Annotated in this window: 20 protein-coding genes and 2 riboswitches; of the genes, 8 read left to right on the top strand and 12 right to left on the bottom strand. The window is 72.0% G+C overall.

Annotated elements, in window-relative coordinates:
* Window position 1 precedes the first annotated feature (1 nt).
* Entirely contained in the window at window positions 2-499 is a 498-nt protein-coding gene (locus ACICHK_RS37105; RefSeq protein ID WP_406840373.1) for an NUDIX hydrolase, read from the bottom strand.
* Window positions 500-601: 102 nt separating this feature from the next.
* On the opposite strand from ACICHK_RS37105, the gene ACICHK_RS37100 reads away from it, so the two are divergent.
* From ACICHK_RS37100 to meaB, 3 genes are read left to right on the top strand one after another with little or no spacing between them, the layout of a single operon-like run.
* Window positions 602-2,410 (top strand): methylmalonyl-CoA mutase family protein, encoded by a 1,809-nt coding sequence (locus ACICHK_RS37100; protein WP_406840372.1) that lies wholly within the window; start codon window positions 602-604, stop codon window positions 2,408-2,410.
* Window positions 2,410-4,584 carry a methylmalonyl-CoA mutase gene (scpA, locus tag ACICHK_RS37095; protein WP_151471661.1) on the top strand — a complete coding sequence of 725 codons (2,175 nt, stop codon included), beginning with the start codon at window positions 2,410-2,412 and terminating at the stop codon, window positions 4,582-4,584. Before ACICHK_RS37100 ends, scpA begins: the two co-directional genes overlap by 1 nt.
* On the top strand, window positions 4,581-5,564 hold the full coding sequence (gene meaB / locus ACICHK_RS37090) for a methylmalonyl Co-A mutase-associated GTPase MeaB (RefSeq protein ID WP_151471660.1): 984 nt from the start codon (window positions 4,581-4,583) through the stop codon (window positions 5,562-5,564). The genes scpA and meaB overlap by 4 nt, the downstream gene beginning before the upstream one ends.
* A gap of 120 nt (window positions 5,565-5,684) precedes the next feature.
* On the opposite strand, the gene ACICHK_RS37085 is transcribed toward meaB, so the two are convergent.
* The 10 genes from ACICHK_RS37085 to ACICHK_RS37040 all read right to left on the bottom strand — a co-directional run bounded on the left by ACICHK_RS37085 (window position 5,685) and on the right by ACICHK_RS37040 (window position 15,259).
* Window positions 5,685-6,449 (bottom strand): CbtA family protein, encoded by a 765-nt coding sequence (locus ACICHK_RS37085; protein WP_406840371.1) that lies wholly within the window; start codon window positions 6,447-6,449, stop codon window positions 5,685-5,687.
* A 22-nt stretch (window positions 6,450-6,471) separates the two neighbouring features.
* A complete protein-coding gene (locus ACICHK_RS37080) occupies window positions 6,472-6,693 on the bottom strand; it encodes a CbtB-domain containing protein (RefSeq protein ID WP_406840370.1) in 222 nt (73 codons plus the stop codon).
* Window positions 6,694-6,733: 40 nt separating this feature from the next.
* Window positions 6,734-6,880, bottom strand: a riboswitch (cobalamin riboswitch).
* Between the two features lie 56 nt (window positions 6,881-6,936).
* On the bottom strand, window positions 6,937-8,019 hold the full coding sequence (locus tag ACICHK_RS37075) for an enoyl-CoA hydratase/isomerase family protein (protein WP_406840369.1): 1,083 nt from the start codon (window positions 8,017-8,019) through the stop codon (window positions 6,937-6,939).
* Between the two features lie 179 nt (window positions 8,020-8,198).
* A complete protein-coding gene (locus ACICHK_RS37070) occupies window positions 8,199-9,326 on the bottom strand; it encodes an LLM class flavin-dependent oxidoreductase (RefSeq protein WP_406840368.1) in 1,128 nt (375 codons plus the stop codon).
* A 14-nt stretch (window positions 9,327-9,340) separates the two neighbouring features.
* Window positions 9,341-10,726, bottom strand: a complete 1,386-nt coding sequence (locus ACICHK_RS37065; protein WP_406840367.1) for an NtaA/DmoA family FMN-dependent monooxygenase — start codon at window positions 10,724-10,726, stop codon at window positions 9,341-9,343.
* Window positions 10,727-10,744: 18 nt separating this feature from the next.
* The gene (locus tag ACICHK_RS37060; RefSeq protein WP_406840366.1) at window positions 10,745-11,953 is read right to left on the bottom strand and encodes an LLM class flavin-dependent oxidoreductase; all 1,209 of its coding nucleotides are present in this window, start codon (window positions 11,951-11,953) and stop codon (window positions 10,745-10,747) included.
* Between the two features lie 72 nt (window positions 11,954-12,025).
* Window positions 12,026-12,118, bottom strand: coding sequence for a putative leader peptide (locus ACICHK_RS37055; RefSeq protein WP_406841425.1), 93 nt, complete (start codon window positions 12,116-12,118; stop codon window positions 12,026-12,028).
* 237 nt (window positions 12,119-12,355) lie between these two features.
* Window positions 12,356-13,381 carry an ABC transporter substrate-binding protein gene (locus tag ACICHK_RS37050; RefSeq protein WP_406840365.1) on the bottom strand — a complete coding sequence of 342 codons (1,026 nt, stop codon included), beginning with the start codon at window positions 13,379-13,381 and terminating at the stop codon, window positions 12,356-12,358.
* A gap of 91 nt (window positions 13,382-13,472) precedes the next feature.
* Window positions 13,473-14,258 (bottom strand): amino acid ABC transporter ATP-binding protein, encoded by a 786-nt coding sequence (locus tag ACICHK_RS37045; RefSeq protein ID WP_151471652.1) that lies wholly within the window; start codon window positions 14,256-14,258, stop codon window positions 13,473-13,475.
* Entirely contained in the window at window positions 14,255-15,259 is a 1,005-nt protein-coding gene (locus ACICHK_RS37040; RefSeq protein WP_406840364.1) for an amino acid ABC transporter permease, read from the bottom strand. Before ACICHK_RS37040 ends, ACICHK_RS37045 begins: the two co-directional genes overlap by 4 nt.
* A gap of 458 nt (window positions 15,260-15,717) precedes the next feature.
* Window positions 15,718-15,863, top strand: a riboswitch (SAM riboswitch).
* 36 nt (window positions 15,864-15,899) lie between these two features.
* On the opposite strand from ACICHK_RS37040, the gene ACICHK_RS37035 reads away from it, so the two are divergent.
* On the top strand, window positions 15,900-15,965 hold the full coding sequence (locus tag ACICHK_RS37035; RefSeq protein WP_351121255.1) for a putative leader peptide: 66 nt from the start codon (window positions 15,900-15,902) through the stop codon (window positions 15,963-15,965).
* A gap of 111 nt (window positions 15,966-16,076) precedes the next feature.
* The gene (locus ACICHK_RS37030) at window positions 16,077-16,868 is read left to right on the top strand and encodes a glutathione S-transferase C-terminal domain-containing protein (protein WP_406840363.1); all 792 of its coding nucleotides are present in this window, start codon (window positions 16,077-16,079) and stop codon (window positions 16,866-16,868) included.
* A gap of 133 nt (window positions 16,869-17,001) precedes the next feature.
* Here ACICHK_RS37030 and ACICHK_RS37025 read toward each other — a convergent pair whose 3' ends face one another.
* A complete protein-coding gene (locus ACICHK_RS37025; RefSeq protein ID WP_151471649.1) occupies window positions 17,002-17,274 on the bottom strand; it encodes a hypothetical protein in 273 nt (90 codons plus the stop codon).
* 168 nt (window positions 17,275-17,442) lie between these two features.
* On the opposite strand from ACICHK_RS37025, the gene ACICHK_RS37020 reads away from it, so the two are divergent.
* The 3 genes from ACICHK_RS37020 (at window position 17,443) to ACICHK_RS37010 (ending at window position 20,328) form a co-directional block, all read left to right on the top strand.
* Window positions 17,443-18,864, top strand: coding sequence for an MFS transporter (locus ACICHK_RS37020; protein WP_406840362.1), 1,422 nt, complete (start codon window positions 17,443-17,445; stop codon window positions 18,862-18,864).
* Between the two features lie 205 nt (window positions 18,865-19,069).
* Window positions 19,070-19,723: an RNA polymerase sigma factor gene (locus ACICHK_RS37015; protein WP_406840361.1), complete on the top strand. Its 654-nt coding sequence runs from the start codon at window positions 19,070-19,072 to the stop codon at window positions 19,721-19,723.
* Entirely contained in the window at window positions 19,720-20,328 is a 609-nt protein-coding gene (locus tag ACICHK_RS37010; protein WP_406840360.1) for a hypothetical protein, read from the top strand. Before ACICHK_RS37015 ends, ACICHK_RS37010 begins: the two co-directional genes overlap by 4 nt.
* Window positions 20,329-20,751: the final 423 nt, after the last annotated feature.

Genomic DNA, 20,751 nt, shown 5'->3' with positions numbered 1-20,751 from the left:
CTCAGGGCGCGAGGCCGCCGTTCGGCGTGAACCCGAGGTCGACGGGTGTCGCGGGCGGGCCGTCCCGTCGTACCGCGGCCAGCAGTTCCGGAAGCCGGGGCGGCCACAGCGGCTCCGCCGGATCCGACAGGTCGAGCGGGGACCACCAGCTGCCCCCGAGAATGCCTTCCGCCGCCTGGAACGCGCCCAGTTCGCTCACCGGCTCCCTGCGCGGCCCGTACGCGAGGAAGATGTGCTCGTACTGCCGCACGGGGACCCCGGCGCGGGTGAAGTCGTGTTCCCAGAAGCACAGCGCCGTTCCGTCGGGTTCGACGTCCGTCCAGCCGGTCTCCTCCCGCACCTCTCGCACGGCGGCCTGGAGCGGGGTCTCCCCCGGATCCAGTCCGCCGCCGGGCAGCGCCCAGTGGACGCCGACCTCCTCGTTGTCGTACCGGAACATGAAGACGGCGCCCGCCGGGTCCAGCACCGCGACTCTGGCTGCCTGCCTGGGTATCCGCATCGGCCCACCCTGGCAGAGAGATCTGGATCACCGCCAGCGAGAGGTCAAGGTCACAGGCTTCGACACTGCTGCTGCTTCAGTACTCTGACCTAGCATCCGAGCATGACAGTCCTGCCCAACGACGGGCTCGCGCTGGCCGCCGAGTTCCCTTCCGCGACCCATGACCAGTGGCAGCTCCTGGTAGAAGGTGTGCTGCGCAAATCGGGCAAGGAGGCCTCGGGCGCGGCAGCCGAAGACGCGCTGTCCACCGCGCTCGAGGACGGACTCGCCACCAGGCCCCTCTACACCGCGCGCGACACGGCCGCCGATGCCGGTTTCCCCGGCTTCGCCCCCTTCGTCCGGGGCAGCAGGCCCGAGGGCAACACCGCGGGCGGCTGGGACGTGCGACAGCGGCACTCGGCGGCGGACAACGCCCTGGTCCTCGGTGACCTGGAGAACGGCGTCACGTCGCTGTGGCTCGCGGTCGGCGAGGGCGGCGTTCCCGTCTCCTCGCTCGAAGCGGTCCTGGACGGCGTGTACCTCGATCTGGCCCCGGTCGTCCTCGACGCGGGCCGTGACGTCGAGGCGGCGGCCCGGGAGCTGCTGCGGCTGTACGCGGCCCGCGGTGTCGCTCCGGATGCCGTGCGCGGCAACCTCGGCGCGGACCCGCTCGGCCACGAGGCCCGCACGGGGGCGGCGACGGACTTCGCCGCGGTCGTCCCGCTCGCGCTGCGGTGCGCCGGCGAGTACCCGGGGCTGCGGGCGCTGACCGTCGACGCGCTCCCGTACCACGAGGCCGGCGGCTCGGCCGGGCAGGAGCTGGGCGCCTCGCTGGCGACCGGTGTCGCCTATCTGCGCGAGCTGACCGAAGCCGGACTGTCCGTCGAGCAGGCCTGCGCGCAGCTGGAGTTCCGGTACGCCGCGACCGCCGACCAGTTCCTGACGATCGCCAAGCTGCGGGCGGCGCGCAGGCTGTGGGCGCGGGTCGCCGAGGTCTGCGGGACGCCGGGCGCGGGCGGGCAGGTGCAGCACGCCGTGACCTCGCCGGTGATGATGTCGCGCCGCGACCCGTGGGTGAACATGCTGCGCGCGACCATCGCGACGCTCGCGGCCGGTGTCGGCGGCGCCGACTCCGTCACCGTCCTGCCCTTCGACCACGCGCTCGGGCTGCCCGACGCGTTCGCGCGGCGCATCGCCCGCAACACCTCGACGATCCTCATCGAGGAGTCGCACCTGTCCCGGGTGATCGACCCGGCGGGCGGCTCCTGGTACGTGGAGCGGCTGACCGACGAACTCGCCCACGCGGGCTGGGAGTTCTTCCAGGGGATCGAGCGGGACGGCGGCCAGGCCGCGGTGCTGCGCTCGGGCCGGCTGGCGCGCGACCTGGCGGACACCTGGGCGGCCCGTTCGGTGAAGCTCGCCAAGCGGCGCGAACCGATCACCGGCGTCAGCGAGTTCCCGTACCTGGCGGAGCGCCCGGTGGAGCGCGAGCCCGCTCCCGCGGCACCGTCCGGCGGCCTGCCGCGGGTGCGGCGCGACGAGGCGTACGAGGCGCTGCGGGCACGCTCCGACGCGCATCTCGCCGCCACCGGGGCCCGTCCCCGGATCTATCTGGCCACGATCGGATCCGCCGCCGCGCACACCGCGCGGAGCACCTTCGTCGCGAACCTGTTCCAGGCCGGCGGCATCGAGCCGGTCACGGAGGGCTCGTTCGAGGACAGCGGCGCCACCGAGGCCGTCCTGTGCTCCAGCGACGCGCTGTACGAGGAGCAGGCCGTGAGCACGGCCGAAGCCCTCGCGGCGGCCGGGGCCCGGCACGTCTTCCTGGCCGGCCGGCCCGCGCAGTACGCCGGTGTCGACTCCTACGTCTTCGCGGGCTGCGACGCCGTCGCCGTCCTGACCGCCACCCTCGACCGCATGGGAGTGTCCTGATGGGAATCCCCGACTTCTCCGGAATCGACCTGGGGACACCCACCGCCGAAGGCACCGCCGACGCCTGGAAGGCCGCCGCCCAGAAGGCCGCCGGCACCGGCGACGCGTTCTGGGAGACCCCGGAGGGCATCGCGGTCAAGCCGCTGTACACCGGCCGTGACACGGAGGGCCTGGACTTCCTGGAGACGTACCCGGGCGTGGCGCCGTTCCTTCGCGGCCCGTACCCGACGATGTACGTCAACCAGCCCTGGACCATCCGCCAGTACGCGGGCTTCTCGACGGCCGAGGAGTCCAACGCCTTCTACCGCCGCAACCTCGCCGCGGGCCAGAAGGGCCTGTCGATCGCCTTCGACCTGCCCACGCACCGCGGTTACGACAGCGACCACCCCCGGGTGACGGGCGACGTCGGCATGGCGGGCGTGGCCATCGACTCCATCTACGACATGCGGCAGCTCTTCGACGGCATCCCGCTGGACAAGATGACCGTGTCGATGACGATGAACGGTGCCGTGCTGCCGGTGCTGGCGCTCTACATCGTGGCGGCGGAGGAGCAGGGCGTACCGCCCGAGAAGCTGGCCGGAACCATTCAGAACGACATTCTGAAGGAGTTCATGGTCCGCAACACCTACATCTATCCGCCGAAGCCGTCGATGCGGATCATCTCCGACATCTTCGCGTACACCTCGCAGCGGATGCCGCGCTACAACTCCATCTCCATCTCCGGGTACCACATCCAGGAGGCGGGCGCGACGGCCGACCTGGAGCTGGCGTACACCCTCGCGGACGGTGTGGAGTACATCCGGGCGGGCCGCGAGGCGGGCCTGGACGTGGACGCGTTCGCGCCGCGGCTCTCGTTCTTCTGGGCGATCGGCATGAACTTCTTCATGGAGATCGCCAAGATGCGGGCGGCGCGCCTGCTGTGGGCGAAGCTGGTCAAGCAGTTCGACCCGAAGAGCGCCAAGTCCCTCTCCCTGCGCACCCATTCGCAGACGTCCGGCTGGTCGCTGACCGCTCAGGACGTGTTCAACAACGTCACGCGCACGTGTGTGGAGGCCATGGCCGCCACCCAGGGCCACACGCAGTCGCTGCACACCAACGCGCTGGACGAGGCGCTCGCGCTGCCCACCGACTTCTCCGCGCGGATCGCCCGCAACACGCAGCTGCTGATCCAGCAGGAGTCGGGCACGACCCGGGTCATCGACCCCTGGGGCGGCAGCGCCTATCTGGAGAAGCTGACCCACGACCTCGCCCGGCGTGCCTGGCAGCACATCGAGGAGGTCGAGGCGGCGGGCGGCATGGCGCAGGCCATCGACGCCGGCATCCCGAAGCTGCGGATCGAGGAGGCGGCGGCCCGCACCCAGGCCCGCATCGACTCCGGCCGCCAGCCGGTCATCGGCGTCAACAAGTACCGCGTGGAGTCCGACGAGCAGATCGACGTGCTCAAGGTCGACAACTCCTCCGTGCGCGCGCAGCAGATCGAGAAGCTGCGCCGGCTGCGGGCCGAGCGCGACGGCCAGGAGGTGCAGGCCGCGCTGGAGGATCTGACGCGGGCGGCCGCCGGTGAGGGCAACCTGCTGGAGCTGGCGGTGCGCGCGGCCCGCGCGAAGGCCACCGTCGGCGAGATCTCCGACGCCCTGGAGAAGGTCTACGGCCGGCACGCCGGCCAGATCCGTACGATCTCCGGGGTGTACCGCAACGAGGCAGGGGAGTCCCCTTCCGTGGACCGGACCCGCGCGCTGGTGGACGCGTTCGAGGAGGCCGAGGGCCGGCGCCCGCGCATCCTGGTCGCCAAGATGGGCCAGGACGGCCACGACCGCGGCCAGAAGGTGATCGCGACCGCCTTCGCCGACCTCGGCTTCGACGTCGACGTGGGCCCGCTGTTCCAGACGCCGGGCGAGGTGGCCCGGCAGGCGGTCGAGGCGGACGTGCACATCGTGGGCGTCTCGTCGCTGGCCGCCGGACACCTCACCCTCGTACCGGCGCTGCGCGAGGAGCTGGCGGCGGAGGGGCGTGAGGACATCATGATCGTGGTCGGCGGGGTCATCCCGCCGCAGGACGTGCCGACGCTGCTGGAGATGGGCGCGGCGGCGGTCTTCCCGCCGGGGACGGTGATCCCGGACGCGGCGTACGACCTCGTCCAGCGGCTCTCTGCCGACCTCGGGCACGACCTGTGATCGAACTCGACACCTATGTCAAGGGTGTGCTCGACGGGAAGCGGGCGCTGGTCGCCCGCGCCATCACGCTCGTCGAGTCCACCCGGCCCCAGCACCGGGCGCTGGCGCAGGAGTTGCTGACCGAGCTGCTCCCGCACAGCGGGAAGGCCCGGCGGATCGGTGTCAGCGGGGTGCCGGGCGTGGGCAAGTCGACCTTCATCGACGCGTTCGGCACGATGCTGACCTCGCTCGGGCACCGGGTGGCGGTGCTCGCCGTCGACCCGTCCTCCAGCCGTACGGGCGGCTCCATCCTGGGTGACAAGACCCGGATGGAGCGGCTCGCCGTGGACCCGGCCGCGTTCATCCGCCCCTCCCCCACCGCCGGGACGCTCGGCGGGGTGGCGAAGGCGACCCGCGAGTCGATCGTGGTGATGGAGGCGGCCGGCTACGACGTGGTGCTGGTGGAAACGGTCGGTGTCGGTCAGTCGGAGACCGCGGTCGCGAACATGGTCGACTCCTTCCTGCTGCTCACGCTGGCGCGTACCGGGGACCAGTTGCAGGGCATCAAGAAGGGCGTCCTGGAGCTGGCGGACGTGATCGCGGTCAACAAGGCGGACGGTCCGCACGAGCGCGACGCGAAGTCGGCGGCGCGTGAACTGGCGGGCGCGCTGCGGCTGATGCACGGCAAGGACGCCGTCTGGACGCCGCCGGTGCTGAGTTGCAGCGCCCGCGAGTCGGCCGGTCTGGACACCCTCTGGGACCGTCTGGAACAGCACCGGACGCTGCTCGACTCGACCGGCGCCCTCGCCGAGAAGCGCCGTGACCAGCAGGTGGACTGGACCTGGAACATGGTCCGGGACGAACTGCTCGGCCGGCTGCACGCCGACCGGGCCGTACGGGCTCTCGCCCCCGAGCTCGAACGGCAGGTCCGCGAGGGCGACTTGACGGCGACGCTCGCGGCGGAGCGCATCCTGGAGGTGTTCGGCGGCGAGGGCCGCTGACCTGGACGGCGGTGGCGGGGCAGGTCGGAGCCCTGCCACCGCTCATATCCGCGGTGGACCGCGCGAACGCCACAGGCCCCCGGAGTGATCCGGGGGCCTGTGGCGTCGGTGCCGGAGGGTTCAGTTCGCGGCCGGGACCGACCGGCCCGAAGGTGCCCCGGCGGGCCGGGGGTTGAGCATGCGTTCGGCCAACTCGCCGAAGACCAGGCCGAATCCACCCCACAGGACGGTCTGGATGGCCAGTGCGGAGAGCCTGAACCGCCACAGCAGGGTGGCCGGGAAGCCTCCCGGGACCTCGTTGACCACGGGCAGGAACTGGTAGGCGAGTCCGATCACGACGGCGAAGGCGGCCACCGCGGTGACGGTGGCGTACCAGGTGCCGAGGGTCGGCGCGAGGCGCTTGCCGAGGATGACGGCGCCCACCGCGAGGAGCACGCTGAGGACCATCATCAGGAAGTACAGGGCGGTCCGCTTGCCGATGGTGTCGGCGTCGCCGACCGCCGGCGGGTTGGCCGGGTACTTCAGGAACGGCACGACGTACACGGCCAGCAGCGCGGTCCCGGACAGCAGGAGCGCGGTCGCGCGCGGTCCGAAGCGGCCCACGCGGCCCAGTGCGAAGCAGTAGGCGAGCGCGGCGATGCCGCCGAAGGAGACGCCGTAGACCAGGACGCCGGTGGCCAGGCCCGCGGTGGACTGCAGGCTCCGGGAGACGAGTTCGACCTCGTGCCCGTGCTCGTGGGTGTGGGCGTGGGCCTCCTCGAGGCCGATGGCGCTGTCGACGCTCGGTTCACCGAGGAAGTAGGCGACGACCAGGGCGAGTACACCGGCCGCGAGGCCGGCGAGCATGCCCCGCACGAGGAGATTTCTTACCGTTGCGGAGTTCATGGGTGTGCGCGGTCCCCTCGGGTCAGTGGCAGGGGAAGCCGAGCAGGTGGCGGGCGTCGTGCACCCACTCGTGGACGTCCTCGCCGGAGACGACGGAGGTGGCGCCCTGCTCGGCGCCGACGAAGTACAGCAGGACCAGCATCAGGATGCCGAAGAAGACCGCCCAGGGGGCGATCGCACCGATCGGCAGCTTGGCGGGGATGGCGGGGGTGGTGGCTGTCGGCTGGGCGACGGTCTGCGCCATGGCAGGACCTCCTCGGGAGTTCGCGTCCCATCTCGGTGGTGCACAGGATGCCGCCTACGGGTCTGACTCACGGGGCGCCCAGCGTGGCTGGGGCGTCTCGCTCACAGTGGCGCGACCGTGCCGGATTTCCGCCGGCTTCCGTCTTGACGTCATCGATATCGGACCGACCGTACCGCGTGCCGCGTACCTGGCCAAGACCGCGCCGACCGGGGTGATCTTCCTCTCGTCCCAGGTGACGGGTCCTCACGACGACCGGAAGGCCCCGTCGGACAGGCCGAGTTCACGCTCGCCGAGCGGGGCGAAGAAGCGCTCGACGTCGGCGTCGGTGACCTCGGCGAGCGTGGCCGGGGACCAGCGCGGCTCGCGGTCCTTGTCGATGATCTGGGCCCGGACGCCCTCCACCAGGTCGGGGGCGGACAGGGCCGCGCAGGACACGCGGTACTCCTGGTCCAGGACGCGCTCCAGCGAGCCGAGCCGCCGGGCGCGGCGCAGGGCGGCCAGCGTGACCTTCAGGGCGGTGGGCGAGTTGCCGAGGAGGATCTCCGCCGTCTCCTTGGCGGACGGGTCACCGGCCGCGAGCAGCCGCTGGACGATCTCCTCGACCGTGTCGGCCTCGTAGCAGGCGTCGATCCATCCGCGCCGCTCCGCGAGTTCCGCCGGGGGCGCGGGCCGCTCGTGCGCGGCCAGGGCCTCCGCCACGGGCCGGTCGGCGAGGTCGGACAGCAGTCGCGGGAGCGAGGCGGAGGGCACGTAGTGGTCGGCGAGGCCGCACAGCAGCGCGTCCCCGGCGCCGATCGAGGCGCCCGTCAGGGCGAGGTGGGTGCCGAGTTCGCCCGGGGCGAGGCCGAGCAGACGGGTGCCGCCGACGTCGGGGACGAAACCGATGCCGGTCTCGGGCATGGCGATCCGCGAGCGTTCGGTGACGATCCGGACGCTGCCGTGCGCGGAGACGCCGACGCCGCCGCCCATGACGATGCCGTCCATGACCGCCACGTACGGCTTGGGATAGCGGGCGATACGGGCGTTGAGGCGGTACTCGTCCCGCCAGAAGGCGGCGGACGCGGTGCCGTCCCCGTCGCGCGCGTCGTCGTGGACGACCCGGATGTCGCCGCCCGCGCACAGTCCGCGTTCCCCGGCGCCGGTGACGACGACGGTCTCGACGGCCGGGTCGTGTTCCCAGGCGGTGAGCGCCCCGTCGATCCGGCGCACCATCTCGTGGTTCAGGGCGTTGAGGGCCCTGGGCCGGTTGAGGGTGAGACGGGCGGCCCGTCCCTCGGTGCGCAGCAGGACGGGATCCCCGGCGCCCGATGTCCCGGTGCCGTTCATCCGGACACCTCCGCCGGCCGACGGGCCACGATGACGCGCATGATCTCGGTGGTTCCTTCCACGGTCCGGCCGGTTCGCCGGTCACGGCGATCTTCCCGCCACCGTACACACCGGTGGTGTCCGGGTTCCCGTCCTGGTCGGCGGTCCCCGGGCGAGGGACGTCCGGCAGAGGCGGTGGGTCACCGTGTGCGCCACTCCTCGGCCAGCAGCTCGTACGACCGCACCCGGTCCGCGTGTCCGTGGGTGATCGTGGTGACGAGCAGTTCGTCGGCTCCGGTGGCCTCCTGGAGCTGCGCCAACTGGTCGGCCACCCGCTGCGGGGAGCCGACGAACTGAGTGTCGAGGCGGTCCTGGACGAGCGTCCGGTCGGCGTCCGACCAGACGTGGGCGCGCGCCTCGTCCGGGGTGGGGAACTCGATGGCCCCCTCGGCCGTGCGGATGCTGCGGACCCAGAGGCCGTATCCCGTGGCGAGTTCGCGGGCCTTCTCGTCGTCCTCGGCGACGACGACGTCCGCGGACACGCTGACGTACGGCTTGTCGAGGACGTCGGAGGGCTGGAACGCGGCGCGGTAGCCCTCCACCGCCTCCAGCACGGTGGCCGGACTGACGTGGTAGTTCGCGGCGAACCGGAGCCCGCCCCGGCCGGCCGCTTCGGCGCTCTGTCCGCCGCTGCTGCCCAGGATCCACACCTCCAGGTCGGCACCCTCCCCGGGGACGACGTGCGCCTCGACGCCGTCCGGCGAGCGGTAGGTGCCCGCGAGCAGCGCGAGGATGTCGTCGATCTGCTCGCCGTAGTCCTGCGACTGTGCGCCGGGCTGCTGGAGGAGGGTGCGCTGCAGGGCGATCCGCGGTGAGCCGAGAAGGTGCTCGAAGGAGAAGCGGGGCGGGATGCGCAGCCCGTTCGGGGCGCGGCCGTCGACCACCGGGGTCACGGTGGCGGGCGGGACGGCGGGCTTGCCGGACGGCCGGCCGCCGGAGCGCCCGAGGCCGAGGTCGAGGCGCCCGGGGTGCAGCGCGTCGATCAGACCGAACTCCTCGACGGTGGACAGGGCGGTGCGGTGGCCGAGTTGCACGGCACCGGCGCCGAGCCGGATGGTCGAGGTCGCGGCGGCGGTCAGGGCGATGACGACGGCTGGCGAGGTTCCGGCCACACCGGGATTGAGATGGTGTTCGGCGAACCAGTAGCGGGCGTACCCGAGGCTCTCGGCCCGCCGGGCCAGGTCGATGGAGTTGCGCAGCGCGTCACCGGCCGTGGAACCCGAGGAGACCGGAACCAGGTCGAGTACGCCGAGAGGGATGTCGGACATGTGCTGGGGCCTCCTCAGTGGTCGGCGGACAGGTGCGGGGCGGTCGGCGCCCCGGCGTCGGGGTGGGCGAGGCCGAGGTGGTCGCGCAGGGTGCTGCCCTCGTACTCGGTGCGGTAGGTGCCGCGCTCCTGCAGGAGCGGGACGACGGTGTCCGCGAAGGCGTCCAGGCCGCCCGGGGTGATGTGCGGGACGAGGATGAAGCCGTCGGAGGCGTCGGCCTGGACGAAGTGGTCGATGGCCTCGGCGACCGTCGCCGGGCTGCCCACGAAGGCCTGCCGGTTCCCGGTCTCGATGACGAGGTCGCGGATGGACCACTTGTTGGCGGCCGCCCGCTCCCGCCACTCCCGGGCGGTGGCCAGCGGGTCGCGGTACATCCGGACCTGGGCGCGGCCGCGGGAGAGGGTGTGTTCGCCGAGGTCGGGGTCGATCTCGGGCAGCGGTCCGTCCGGGTCGTACGCGGACAGGTCGCGGTTCCAGACGAACTCCAGGTGCTTGATGGCGGTGGCGCCGCTGACCTGCAGGCGCCGCACCTCGCGGGCGTGCTCCTCGGCCTCGGCGTCGGTGTCCCCGAGCACGAAGGTCGCGGCGGGCAGGATCAGCAGCTGGTCGGGGCGGCGGCCGTGGCGGGCCAGGCGTGCCTTGACGTCGGTGTAGAAGGCCTGGCCCTCCTCGAGGGTGGCGTACCGGCTGAAGATCGCGTCGGCGCTCGACGCCGCGAACTCGCGGCCCTCCTCGGAGTCGCCGGCCTGGAAGATCACCGGGCGGCCCTGCGGGGAGCGCGGAACGTTGAACTGCCCCTCGATGTCGAAGTGCCGGCCCTCGTGGACGAAGGCTCCGGCCTTGGCGTCGCTCAGGAACGTTCCCGTCTCCTGGTCCGCGACGATCTCGTCGCCGCGCCAGGAGTCGAAGAGCTCGTTCGCCGTGGCCAGGAACTCCTCGGCCCGGGAGTAGCGCTCCTCCTGCGGCAGGAAGCCGCCGCGGCGGAAGTTCTCGCCGGTGAAGGCGTCCCAGGAGGTGACGACGTTCCAGGCGGCGCGTCCGCCGGAGAGGTGGTCGAGGCTCGCGAACTGGCGGGCCACCTCGTAGGGCTCGTTGAAGGTGGAGTTGATGGTGCCGGTCAGGCCGAGGTGTTCGGTGACGGCGGCGAGGGCGGCGAGGACCGTGAAGGTGTCGGGCCGGCCCACGACGTCCAAGTCGTAGATCTTTCCGCCCTGTTCACGCAGCCGCAGGCCCTCGGCGAGGAACAGGAAGTCGAACTTGGCGCGCTCCGCGGTCCGCGCGAAGTGCGCGAACGAGCTGAACTCGATGTGGCTGCCGGCCTCGGGATCGCTCCACACGGTGGTGTTGTTGACGCCGGGGAAGTGCGCCGCGAGGTGGATCTGCTTGAGCGGTTTGCTCATGGTCGGGGTCCTTCCGGCTCAGGCGGTCGTGGCGTAGCGGTTCGCGGGGCGGGCCAGTCCGAGCAGCCCGCGCAGGGTGTCCGCCTCGTAGGCCCGCCGGAACGCGTCACGGCGCTGGAGTTCGGGTACCAGGGCACGGGTGATCGCGGGGAGGTCGTGTCCGGCGACGGCGGGCCGCAGCCGGAATCCGGACAGTCCCGCCCCACTCAACTCCTGAAGCAGGTCAGCCAGTTGGACAGACGTGCCGGTGAAGATCAAGGCATCGCTCGTGTACGGACCGCCCGCGAGGGCGTCCAGTCGTTCGCGGCGGGCCCTCGCGGCACCGGGGTCGTCGTCCAGGAAGACCACGAGGTCGCCGAAGACGTGCAGGGTCTCGTCCTCCCGGCCCGCCGCGGTCTGCTCGGCGCGGATCGCCTCGACGACGGCACGTGCCTGCCCGGCGTCGTGCGGGGTGACGTAGCCGATGTCGGCGGCCCGGGCCACCAGCCGGTACGGGGCGGTGGCGTGGGCCAGGGCACTGACGATCGGCTGTCCCTGCGGGGGCCGGGGCGTGATCGAGGGACCCTTGACGCGGAAGTTCCTGCTTTCGAAGTCGATGTAGTGCAGCTTGTCGCGGTCGATGAAGCGGCCGGTGGCGGCGTCCCGGATCTCGGCGTCGTCCTCCCAGCTGTCCCAGAGCCTGCGCACGACCTCGACGTGGTCGGCGGCCTCGTCGAAGAGCTCGGTCACCAACTCCTGCGCGGCGGGCGTGTCGTAGTCCTCGAAGCGGAACGGCGGGAAGGTGCGCCGCCCGAAGTGCGCCGCCTCGTTCCGGCGTGCGCTGACCTGGACGCGCAGGCCCGCGCGGCCGGAGCTCACGTGGTCGAGGGTGGCGATCGCCTTGGATATGTGGAACGGCTCGGTGTGGGTGGCCACGACGGTCGGCACCAAGCCGATGCGGCGTGTCAGCGGCGCGACCCGCGACGCGATGAGGACGGCGTCCAGGCGGCCGCGGACCTGGTCGGTGCGCCCGTCGGGTCCGGTGGGCGAGGAGGACTGGAGGCCGAGCCCGTCCTCGATGGTCACGAAGTCGAGCAGACCGCGCTCGGCCTCGGTGACGAGGCCGGTCCAGTAGGCGGCGGTCAGCAGGTCGTGGGGGCGGGCCACGGGCTCGCGCCAGGCGGCCGGATGCCAGCCCGCGCCGTCCAGCGCGACGGCGAGGTGCAGAAAAGAGGGTGACGAGGACACGGAGGTGCCTTCCTGATCGACCGTACGAGGAAGCCCGCCCCGGTGAGCGGGGCGTGGCCGCGTGGGAACGGGTCAGGGACGACAGAGCGCGCCGGCGACCCGCAGCAGATCGATGTGCGGCCGGCCGTACAGGTACGGGCGGCGGGGCGGGAGCGGCCTCGGCACGCGGTGGGGCGCCTGACGCACGTGCCTCACCTCCGCCTTCTCGGTCCGGTGTTCCCGGGGTTCTTCTCCGCCGGTCCCCGGCGGGACGCCAGGGGTCCTGAACAAGCGCAACCGCACGGCTGTGCCTTTTCTTCCCGCTGCCGGGCCTCTTCCCGCTGCCGGACTTCTTCCCGTCTCTCCCACGCGGCCTGCCGTCCGCCCGGGGGTTCGGTGGACTCCCCCCGGGCGGACGGTGGTTCAGGAGTTGTCGAGCGGCAGGCCGGGCGGGTTGACCTCGGAGGTCTTCACCGCCTCGCTCGAGAGGTTCCAGGCCGCCAGCCACTTGGCGTACTGACCGTTCTCGATCAGGTGGTCGATGGCGTCGGCGACCGGCTTCGCGAGTCCGCTGTCCTTCTTCGCGGTGGCCGCGATCAGACCCTGGATCGTCGCGCCCGCGCCGGAGAACTGCCCCGCGTCGCGGGTCGGGTGGGGGGACTCGGCGGTCTGGGTGACGTGATAGGCGACGGCGGGGTTGGGCCCGAAGTAGGTGTCGATCCTCCCGCTGGTCAGCGCCAGGGCCACGGCGTTGTTGTCCTGGTAGTACTTGACGGTGAGCTTCTTGCCGGCCTTGGCCAGCTTCTCCTTCCACTCCAGCAGGATCTTCTCCTGGTTGGTGCCGGCGCCCACCGCGACCGTCTTGCCGGCGAGGTTGCGGTAGTCGCCGTCGAAGTTCCACGTGCTCGTCTTCGGGACCTCGAAGGCGAGGTTGTCCTTCCGGTACGAGGCGAACTCGTACTTCCTCTTGCGCTCCTCGGTGTCGGTGACGTTGGAGAAGGCGACGTCGACCTTGCCGCTGTCGATCCCGACGAACAGGTTCTCCCAGGTCGAGTTCTTCACCACCGGCTTCAGCCCGAGGACCGCGGCGACCAGCTTGCCGAGGTCGGGTTCGCTGCCGGTGAGCGTCTTCTGGTCCTCGCCGACGAAGTTCAACGGCGGTGACCCGGCGGGCAGTGCGCCGATGCCCACCACCAACGTGCCCCTCTCGGCCACGGACTCGGGCAGCTCGGCGCTGATCGACTTCACCTCGGACACCTTCAGCGCGGTCTCCTTCGCGGCCCCGTTGGAGAGTGCGCCCACGGTCACGGTTCCGGCCGCGTCGGTCCGTGTCCGGGTGGCGGCGTCGCCGTCTCCCCCGCAGGCGGCGAGCGAGACGGCGAGGGAGGCGACGGCGGCGGTGGCCGTGACGCCGCGGAGAACTCTGCTGTTCGGGCTGATGGCGCGCATGACTGTCCTTCTGGGGTGTGCGGTGGGATGTGGGGGCGCGGTCCCGGCGGGCCGCGGGTCTTCGGGCGGGGACGCCTCGCCCCGCGCGGGCTCAGAGCACCTTGCTCAGGAAGTCCCTGGTCCGTTCCTGTCGCGGATGGTCCAACACCTCCGCGGGCGTGCCCTGTTCGACGATCCGGCCGCCGTCCATGAAGACCACCCGGTCGGCGATCTCACGGGCGAAGCCGATCTCGTGGGTGACGATGACGAGGGTGGTGCCGCTGTGGGCCAGGTCCTTGATGACGGCGAGCACTTCGCCGACGAGTTCGGGGTCGAGCGCCGACGTCGGTTCGTCGAAGAGGATGACTCCGGGCCGCAGGGCGAGGGCGCGGGCGATGGCCACGCGCTGCTGCTGCCCGCCCGACAACTGCCGGGGGTAGGCCTGGGCCTTGTCCGCCAGGCCCACCCGCGCGAGCAGATCGCGCGCCAGGTTCCGGGCCTCCGGCTTGGAGAGCCTGCCGACCGCCACCGGAGCCGCGGCCACGTTGTCCAGCACGGTCAGGTGCGGGAAGAGGTTGAAGTTCTGGAACACGAAACCGATGCGGCCGCGCTGGGCCAGGATGACCCGCTCGCTCAGCTCCCTCAGGCGGTCGCCCTGCCTGCGTACGCCGACGAGCTCGCCGTTCAGACTGACGTGGCCGGCCTCGGGCTTCTCCAGGTGGTTGATCACGCGCAGCAGGGTGGACTTGCCGGATCCGGACGGGCCGACGACGACCGTCACCTCTCCCGGCCGCACGGTCAGCCGGACCCCCTTCAGCACATGGTGGGCGCCGTACCACTTGTGGACGTCGAGCACGTCGACGGCCGCGGGCGCCGGGCTGTTCGTCTCGCCGCTCATACCGCCGTCTCCCTCCGGATCCGCGCCCGCAGGTCACGCAGACCGCTTCGCGCCTTCTGCAACGGGGTCGGCGGCAAGGTGCGCAGCGCGCCCCGCGAGTAGTGCCGCTCGACGTAGAACTGGACGACGGACACGACGCTGGTGAGGATCAGGTACCAGGCGGTGGCGACGAGGAGCAGCGGCACGATGTCGCCGGGGTAGGTGCTGCCCATGCTCTGCACGGAGCCGAACAGGTCCAGCAGGGAGACGTAGAAGACCAGCGAGGTGCCCTTGATCAGACCGATCAGCTGGTTCACGTAGTTGGGGACGATGGAGCGCAGCGCCTGCGGGAAGACGATCCTCGCGAACCGGTACCGCTTCGGCAGGCCCAGGGCGGCGGCCGCTTCGTGCTGCCCCTGGTCCACGGAGAGGAGGCCGCCGCGCACCACTTCGGAGGCGTACGCCGCTTCGTTCAGGCTCAGTCCCACGACGGCGACGGCCATGTCGGTGGCCAGGCGGGACTCGTCGAAGGTGAGGAAGGCCGGCCCGAACGGAACGCCCAGGCTCAGCGTCTGGTACAGCGCGCTGAAGTTGTAGAGGAACAGCAGGACCACGATCAGCGGCACCGACCGGAACAGCCAGGTGTAGACCCAGCTCACCGCGCGGAGCACCGGGCTCGGGGAGAGCCGGGCCAGGGCCAGCAGGATTCCGCCCAGCAGGCCCGACAGGGCGCTGTAGAGCGTGACTTCGAGGGTGATGAGCAGGCCGTCGAGAACGGCCGGCCGGAGGAACCAGTACCGGAAGCGGTCCCACTGGTAGAAGGGGTTGGTCACCAGGCCGTGGGCGATCTGGGCGACCAGCACGAGCACGACGGCCGTGACGATCCAGCGGCCGGGACGCCGGAGCGGAAGGACCCGCCGGGCCGCCACGGGTTCGGACGGGGCGGGCAAGCCGGTACGGGGGATCGCATCGGCTGGCGTCGCCGGTCCGAAGGACACGGCGCTGCCGGGAGGTTGACTCATGGAGAGCTCCAGCGGATTCGGACTCCCCGCGTTCTCGCGGGCGCACGGCACCGTGCGAGCCGGGAGGCGGCTCGGACACGGCGGTGCGCGGTCGCGCGGACGACGGGGGCTGGACAGGAGGGGACGCACCGCGACGGCGGTGGTCGTCAGTGACGCGGAGGAAGCGTCAGCCCTGGCTGACGGGGCGACACGGACCGCTACACAGCGCGCTGTTGACGCGCAGCAGGTCCACGGAGCGGTCGGCGCACAGCACATCGCGGCCGAGGCGCCGCCATGCGGCCGTCCCCTCGGCTGTGTGCGTCACCGTCACCATCTCTTCTCCGGTCGGAAGGAATCCCCTTGGTGGGCCGCACGTTAGGCCCGCCCCGAAAAGAATGTCAATGCGCGTGACCACCAGGTGAGACCACTCGTACCGCCTTCTTGACGGCGCAACGGAGCCCGTCGAGACTGACATGGACGGTCACGATTGTCAGCGCCCATGGTGGGGGTAGAACTCCCTCCAGTGGTCATCGGCCCCGGCCCGCTGGCAGGCAACCCTTCCGCTGCGACGGGGTGCCCCGGGTGACGACCGGGTCCCGCCGGTGCGGCGGGGCAAGCGCGGTCTCGCGTCTCGCGAGCCCTGGAATCGGGACCGGTGGGAATGCCGAGGAACGGCTTGACGAGGCGCCTGCACATCGATCTGTTGCGTGTCTCCAGCGCTTACTGATCCGCGGCCGGTCCGTTCGATCCGGACCGGCGCGACGAGCGCAGTCGATCCGCATTCGGCCGCTGGTGCCCATAAGGCGGCGGTGGCTTCCTTCTTCCCCCAGGGAGAGTCATGCCCGAGACAGCTTCGCGCACGTCCAGCACCACCGGCTCACGCCCTTGTGAGCCGGTCTCGCTCCCCTCGACCCTGCGTCTCCAGCCGGCGGCCGCGTCGCCCGCCCTCCCCCACCGTGTCGACAGCCGTATCGGTGTGGGCCTCGCCGGCGGCTTCTACCCGGCTCCGCACCGCTACGAGCTGTATCTGTCACGGAGTTGTCCCCTTTCGCTGCGCATCGCCATCACCCTCGGACTGCTCGGTCCGAAGGAATCGGTCGCCACCACGCTCCTCGTGGACCCCGAGCGCACCCCCGACGCCTTCGCCTCGCTGCGCCGTGCCTACGAGGCCACCGAGCACCACTTCGACGGACCGCTGACGGCGCCCGCGCTGTGCGACCGCTGGAGCGGACGCATCGTCAGCAACCACACGCCCGACATCCTCCGCGATCTCGCCGGACTGCTCTCCGGCCACACCACGGCATGTCCTTCCACGCTCCGTCCCCCGTCCCTCGGCGCCGACATCGAGGCCCTGCGCGATCTGCTGGACCGTGATGTCACTCCGTCCGCCTGTCCGCCGGAGCTCACGGCGGCACTGGAGCTGCTGGACCGTCGGCTCGCCTCCGGTCCCTACGTGCTGGGCGACAGCCTGACGGCGGCGGACGTGGACGCGTGGGTGGCGCTGACCGCGTTGGGCCGGTCCGACGCCCTCCGTTCCCACCCCCGGCTCCAGGAGTACGTCCGCCGCCTGGGCGACCACCCCGCCTTCCGTCGGGCGACCGATGTGGTGCCCCTGGCGGCGGACGCCTGACGCTCCGGGCAGAACCCGGGGACGCGGTACGCCCGGCGGCGGGGGGAGCACCACGCGGCCGGGCGGTGCCACGGGCGGACGGGGCGGACGGAAGGCACGTCGTCCGCCGGCCCCGGCCCGGCGCCCGGACGGTTCACTCGCGCGGAACCAGCAGGATGCTCACGCCCTTCAGGGTCGAGGTCCACTGCCGGCCCTGGTCGAGGGCCTCGCGCCCCGGACCCAGGATCTGCTCCTGGACGATCAGCGCCGACTCGCGGAGCTCCTCCCACGGCTCCTGCACCTCGAAGGCGCGCCGGGCCCGCTCCACCGAGCCGATCAGAGCGCGGCAGGCCGCTTCCACGTCGGCCACGTTCTGGCCGGCCGATCCGACGCCCTCGATCGACCACGTCATCCACAGGCGACCCATGGCATCACTCTGTCCCATCCCCGGAACCGACGCATGTCCGATGCCCGGAACACCCTCCGGGGTCCGCCGTCGGACCCCGTCCACGTGCGGTCCACCGGTGTTCGGCGCACGCTATGAGCGTAGAAGCCCGGCACCCACACCACACGTCCGGTGGCCAGAAGGATGACGATGGCTGGAACCGGCCCCGCGAAACGGCCGTCGGCGGCACAGCGCCGTGTGCTCGCTCCGCTCGCCCTCGCCCAGTTCATCTGCAGCTTCGCCGGCTCCAACATGAACGTGATGATCAACGACATCAGCGAGGACCTCGACACCACCGTGCAGGGCGTGCAGGTCGCGATCACGGTCTTCCTGCTCGTGATGGCCGCGCTGATGATTCCCGGCGGGAAGCTGACGGACCGCCACGGCCGCAAGCGCTGCTTCCTCGCCGGTCTGACGGTGTACGGCGTCGGTGCCCTGCTGAGCGCCGTCTCCCCCGGCCTCGGTGTCCTCATCCTCGGCAACTCGATCCTCGAGGGTATCGGGACGGCCCTGCTGATCCCGCCCGTCTACATCCTCACGACGCTCCTCTTCGAGGACATGACCTCCCGCGCGCGGGCCTTCGGGGTCGTCATGGCGCTCGGCGGGATCGGCGCCGCGGCCGGTCCGCTGATCGGCGGACTCATCACCTCGTGGATCAGCTGGCGGGCCGCCTTCGTGTTCCAGGCCCTGGTCATCGCCCTCATCATCGTGCTGAGCCGGCATCTGGAGGACCCCCTGCCGCCGGACCCGAGACGGCCCTTCGACACCGTCGGGGCCGTCCTGTCGGCCGCGGGACTGGTCCTCGTCGTCATGGGCATCCTGGCCGCCGACAACGACGTGTGGCTGATGGCCGGTCTGCTCGTCCTCGGCGCCCTGACGCTGCTGTGGTTCTTCCGCCACGTGCGCGCCCTCGAGTCGGCGGGAGAGGAACCGCTGCTGTCCGTCAGTCTGTTCCGTGACCGCACCTCCAATCTGGGGCTCATCACCCAGAACATCCAGTGGCTGCTGCTCATGGGCACCTCGTTCACCGTGGCCGCCTACCTCCAGGTGGTGCGCGGCTACGACGCCATCGAGACCGGTGTCATCTTCACGGCCGCCACCCTCGGTCTGCTCGCGACCTCCCTGGCCGCCCAGCGTCTCGCCGAACGCCGCCCGCAGCGCACCCTGATCATCACGGGCTTCGTCGTCACCATCGCCGGCGTCGTCCTCCTCATCGCGATGGTCGACAGCTTCGCCGGCGCCTGGGCCTTCGCGCCCGGACTCCTCCTGGTCGGACTGGGGCTCGGGGTGATGCTGACCCCCTCGGTCAACATCGTCCAGTCGAGCTTCACCGAGGACCGGCAGGGCGAGATCTCCGGCCTGTCCCGCAGCGTGTCGAACCTCGGCTCCTCGCTGGGTACCGCCGTCGCCGGCACGATCCTCGTGGCCGGCTTCACCACTCGCTCGTACGCCGCCGCCATGGTCACCCTCGCCGTCCTCGGGCTGCTCGGACTCACCGCGGCGGCACTCCTTCCCCACCCCGCCAGGAGCACGCGGAACGCGGTGGGCGCCCGGGCACCCGACGGCGGCTGAACCCGGGACGGGGCGGCCGCCGTCCTCCTGGGTACGGGCGGTTCCCTGCGGCCCGTACCACCGGGAACCGCCCGCCACCCGCGCCCCCTCCAGCTCCTGTAACGCTTTTCGCACCGCTGTCCAAGAACGGGTGAAGAGACTCTGAAGCACTCCGGGAACCTCCGCCGTGAAGGACCGAGGGGCCCGCGACACGAAGGAGACGCCTGTGGACGGCGCGGAACCGATACGGGGCGGGCCCGCCGCAGCGGCGCGCGACCCCCGGCTCTTCGAAGCGTTCTACCGGGGTCATGTCGACGCCGTGACGCGTTTCGTGGCCCGCCGGGTCGACGACCCGCACACCGCCGCCGACCTGACGGCCGAGATCTTCCTCGCCGTCCTCGACTCGGCCCACACCTACCGGCCGGCCCTCGGCAGCGAGCGGGCCTGGCTGTACGGCATCGCGCGCAACGTCGTGTCGTCGGAGCGCCGCCGGGTCGCCCGGGAGGCCGAACGGGACCTGCGGTTCCGGGGACGGCGGCTGCTGGACGCCGACGACATCGTCCGCCTGGAGGACAAGCTCGACGCCGAGAGCCCCGGCCGGCGTGTCCTGGCCGCGCTCGCCCGGCTCCCCGAGGGCGAGCGCGCCGTCATGGAGCTGATCGCCGTGGACCAGCTCACGGTCACCGAAGCGGCGGCGGCTCTCGGGATCCGCCAGGTGACCGCCCGGGTCCGGCTGCACCGGGCACGCAAGGCACTGCGGGCGGAAGCCGACTCCCGGGCCCCGGAGCAGGGCGCGGCGGCCGTACGCGCGTCCGGCGGCCCGTCACGGGAGCGGACATCGAACGCGGCGCTGCTGTACGTGAAAAGGGGAGAGGCATGAACTCGACGCCGACGTTCGAGGACCGGCTGCTCGACGAGCTGAAGCGCGAGATCGCGCTCCGCGGGAGCACGGGGCGCGAGACCGCGCCGGCCGGCGCGAGAACCCCGGAGCGCGGGACACGTGCCTCGGTGCGCCGGCTGCTCACCGTGCGCCGGATCACCGTCGCCGCGGTCGGCTGCGCGATGGCCGCCCTCGCCACGGTGGTCGCGCCCGGTTCGCCGGCCACCCCCGCCGCGTACGCGGTGGAGCGCCACGGTGACGGCAGTGTCACCCTGACCGTCAAGGACCAGCACATCGGCGTCGGTGCTCAGCGTGAGCTGGCGGTGGTACTGCGCCGGAGCGACATCGCCGTGATCGTGGACGTCCTGGCGCCCGGCTACGTCTGCCGGGGGGAACCAGTGGTCTGGGGGGTCGGTGAGCGGGGTGCGCGGATGCCCATCCTCGTTCAGCAGTTTCCCCGGGAAATCAGTCTGCGCCCGGGCAACGTGCTGGTCTTCGAGAACCTCAGCGGACACACCGAACCGCACCGGGTCGACGTCTTCACGACCAGGAGCGGGATCAAGCCCTGCGTCCCGGTGAAACCCACCGCGCCGGACAACTCCTAGCGGCAGACCCGCGGCGGGCCCCGCGACCCGATCGGCCGGAGCACCGCGGGAGAAGCGGGACCCGGGCCGCGAGGGGCGGGGCGGCCGGGCGCCGTGATCCCCGGCCGGGCAGCCCGCCCGGCCGGGGGGCTCCGCCGCGGCACGGAGTCCGGGCCATGACGACCCGCCGCCCGGTGCGCCCCGACGGCGGCCGCCCGGCATCACCCGCGCGCTGCCGCGGCAGCCGGGACTTCGTCCCCCCACCCCTTCCTCTCCCTTACCGACCCGCTTGAGCGCGCCGCCGGACGACGCGTGGGTGATCCTGGCGAGAGCCGTCCCTTCAGGGTGCGTCCCGTGCCGCGCCACCGGGCGTCCGCACTTCCGTGCGGCATCCGCGGCCTCGCGCGCCGACCGCCGGCGGACCGCCGGCGGACCGCCGGACCG

The organism is Streptomyces sp. AHU1 (assembly GCF_045343905.1).
Taxonomy (GTDB): Bacteria; Actinomycetota; Actinomycetes; order Streptomycetales; family Streptomycetaceae; genus Streptomyces; species Streptomyces triticiradicis.
This window is presented reverse-complemented; position numbering and strand designations above follow the sequence as displayed.

Coding starts and splice junctions, on each gene's coding strand:
- ACICHK_RS37105 (WP_406840373.1), bottom strand. CDS start 499: ATGCGGATACCCAGGCAGGCAGCCAGAGTCGCGGTGCTGGACCCGGCG.
- ACICHK_RS37100 (WP_406840372.1), top strand. CDS start 602: ATGACAGTCCTGCCCAACGACGGGCTCGCGCTGGCCGCCGAGTTCCCT.
- scpA (WP_151471661.1), top strand. CDS start 2,410: ATGGGAATCCCCGACTTCTCCGGAATCGACCTGGGGACACCCACCGCC.
- ACICHK_RS37085 (WP_406840371.1), bottom strand. CDS start 6,449: ATGAACTCCGCAACGGTAAGAAATCTCCTCGTGCGGGGCATGCTCGCC.
- ACICHK_RS37080 (WP_406840370.1), bottom strand. CDS start 6,693: ATGGCGCAGACCGTCGCCCAGCCGACAGCCACCACCCCCGCCATCCCC.
- ACICHK_RS37075 (WP_406840369.1), bottom strand. CDS start 8,019: ATGAACGGCACCGGGACATCGGGCGCCGGGGATCCCGTCCTGCTGCGC.
- ACICHK_RS37070 (WP_406840368.1), bottom strand. CDS start 9,326: ATGTCCGACATCCCTCTCGGCGTACTCGACCTGGTTCCGGTCTCCTCG.
- ACICHK_RS37065 (WP_406840367.1), bottom strand. CDS start 10,726: ATGAGCAAACCGCTCAAGCAGATCCACCTCGCGGCGCACTTCCCCGGC.
- ACICHK_RS37050 (WP_406840365.1), bottom strand. CDS start 13,381: ATGCGCGCCATCAGCCCGAACAGCAGAGTTCTCCGCGGCGTCACGGCC.
- ACICHK_RS37045 (WP_151471652.1), bottom strand. CDS start 14,258: ATGAGCGGCGAGACGAACAGCCCGGCGCCCGCGGCCGTCGACGTGCTC.
- ACICHK_RS37040 (WP_406840364.1), bottom strand. CDS start 15,259: ATGAGTCAACCTCCCGGCAGCGCCGTGTCCTTCGGACCGGCGACGCCA.
- ACICHK_RS37030 (WP_406840363.1), top strand. CDS start 16,077: ATGCCCGAGACAGCTTCGCGCACGTCCAGCACCACCGGCTCACGCCCT.
- ACICHK_RS37025 (WP_151471649.1), bottom strand. CDS start 17,274: ATGGGTCGCCTGTGGATGACGTGGTCGATCGAGGGCGTCGGATCGGCC.
- ACICHK_RS37020 (WP_406840362.1), top strand. CDS start 17,443: ATGGCTGGAACCGGCCCCGCGAAACGGCCGTCGGCGGCACAGCGCCGT.
- ACICHK_RS37010 (WP_406840360.1), top strand. CDS start 19,720: ATGAACTCGACGCCGACGTTCGAGGACCGGCTGCTCGACGAGCTGAAG.